At 41.5% G+C, this 1,639-nt stretch carries 2 protein-coding genes; one reads left to right on the top strand and one right to left on the bottom strand.

Annotation, left to right across the window (positions count from 1 at the left end):
* Positions 1 to 91: 91 nt before the first annotated feature.
* Complete coding sequence (locus tag WBM49_RS01155; RefSeq protein ID WP_424370226.1) at positions 92 to 1,399, top strand: ABC1 kinase family protein; 1,308 nt, start codon at positions 92 to 94, stop codon at positions 1,397 to 1,399.
* 7 nt (positions 1,400 to 1,406) lie between these two features.
* Here WBM49_RS01155 and WBM49_RS01150 read toward each other — a convergent pair.
* Positions 1,407 to 1,639 (bottom strand): alpha/beta hydrolase family protein (locus tag WBM49_RS01150; RefSeq protein WP_424370225.1); only part of this gene is annotated, 233 nt, incomplete at its 5' end.

The raw sequence follows: 1,639 nt of genomic DNA, 5'->3' as shown, positions 1-1,639 counted from the left end.
CACGCCATTGGATAGTATACTCGACTTTGGAAAGTTCCTTTATAAAGAAAACATGGCTTAGGCCTAACAGTACATACACCCCTACCACTAAATGAAAACACTGGATAAGATCCCTACAGGTAAAATTGAGAGAGCTGGAAAATTGGTGAAGACCGGTGTAAAAGTGGGTGGAAACTACGTAAAATACTACAGTAAGAAATTGGTAAATTCCGATTTGACAAAAGATGAACTAAACGAAGACAATGCATCCGACATATATGACGGACTAAAAAGTTTGAAGGGGAGCGCCCTTAAAGTGGCGCAAATGCTGAGTATGGAGAAAAACCTGCTCCCAAGGGCTTATGTTGAGAGGTTTTCGCTTGCACAGTTTTCAGTTCCTCCCTTATCGGCTCCACTAGTCAGGAAGACATTTAAAAAATATTTGGGGTCCTATCCCGAAGATGTATTCGACACCTTCGAAAAAGATTCTATCAATGCGGCCAGTATAGGGCAGGTTCATAAAGCCACCAAAAACGGGAAACAATTGGCGGTAAAAATTCAATATCCTGGAGTGGCACAAAGTATTTCTTCCGATCTCGCCCTGGTAAAGCCCATTGCCACAAGGATGTTTAACTTAAAGGGGAAAGATTCGGAAAAGTACTTTCAGGAGGTTGAAAATAAGCTATTAGAGGAGACCAATTATATTCTGGAACTCCAGCAGAGCAAAGAGATCTCTGAGGCCTGCATGCATCTGGCCAATCTTGAATTTCCTCAATACTACAAGGACCTTTCCAGTGAGCGTATTATTACCATGGATTGGATGCATGGCACCCATTTAAGCGAGTTTACACAAAAACCCTTTACCAAAGAAACAGGGAATCATCTGGGACAGACCCTCTGGGATTTTTATATGTATCAAATACATGGACTGCGCAAGGTACACGCAGATCCTCACCCAGGAAACTTTTTGGTAAGTGAGCGGAACACTTTGATCGCGATCGACTTTGGGTGTATCAAAGAAGTGCCCGATGAATTTTATATTCCCTATTTTGAACTGGCAAAGACAGAGATTATTGAGAATGATGTTTTGTTTGAGGAGAAATTAAGGGAATTAGAGATCCTTACCCCCAGGGATACGCAAGAAGAGCGAGTATTTTTCAAAGCCTTGTTCAAGGAATTACTCACCTTATTTACCCTCCCCTTTAATCAGGAACATTTTAATTTTGGATCTGATGCTTTTTGGGGTCGCATTGCAGATCTTAGTCAGCGGTATTCCAAAGACGAACATATTCGCAAGATGAATGGAAATAGGGGATCCAGACACTTTCTGTATATCAACAGAACATTTTTTGGCCTGTATAACCTTCTTCACGACCTGAAGGCCGAGGTGGAGGTCAATGCGTACCAGAAATATCTGTAAACAAATATTACCGGGTTCCTTCCTGGATTTCCTTACCCTTGTTCTTCACGTATTTTTCCAGCCACTGATCTTGTTCCCACAAAAGATGAAGAATACTTTCTTTGGCACGATACCCATGGCTTTCTTTCGGAAGCATTACTAATCTTACCGTAGCGCCAAGGCCTTTTAAGGCATTGAAATATCGTTCGCTTTGCATAGGATAGGTCCCTGAATTATTATCTGCCAATCCATGAACCATTA

It is taken from the genome of Muriicola sp., from assembly GCF_049669965.1.
Taxonomy (GTDB): Bacteria; Bacteroidota; Bacteroidia; order Flavobacteriales; family Flavobacteriaceae; genus Muriicola.
Note: the sequence above shows the minus strand (reverse complement) of the source record. Positions and strands in the feature narration are given on the sequence as shown.